Here is a 347-nt window from a genome sequence, read left to right on the forward strand (position 1 = left end):
CTCTGATAAGCGTACTGGGCAGACCAATGAGAAAACCGACTGGTTTGCGGCACTACTCTATGGTAGGCACGCTGAATTGGTTTGCCAGCATATGGATGTGGGTGACTCCATCTATGTTCGTGGCCCAATCCGCTCACGTCGTTACGAGCAGGATGGTATCCAACGAACTGTATGGGAAATTCATGTCGATAAATTCATCATGATGGGTAGGAAGGAGCAACCATGAAAAAATTCATTGGGGCCGTGGTGATTGGCTTATTCGGTAGCCTGCTTTTTGGGCTTTTAGGCCAGTATCTGGGCAGTCTGATTTTCATTAACTGGTCAGGGGTGAAAGCAGAGGCATCATT

At 47.8% G+C, this 347-nt stretch carries 1 protein-coding gene; it reads left to right on the forward strand.

Annotated features, from left to right (window positions below):
- On the forward strand, window positions 1–226 hold a 226-nt coding region (locus A2F46_RS11915; protein ID WP_156471665.1), incomplete at its 5' end, for a single-stranded DNA-binding protein.
- Between the last annotated feature and the right edge of the window lie 121 nt (window positions 227–347).

Source organism: Snodgrassella sp. CFCC 13594 (assembly GCF_001590725.1).
GTDB lineage: Bacteria > Pseudomonadota > Gammaproteobacteria > Burkholderiales > Neisseriaceae > Snodgrassella.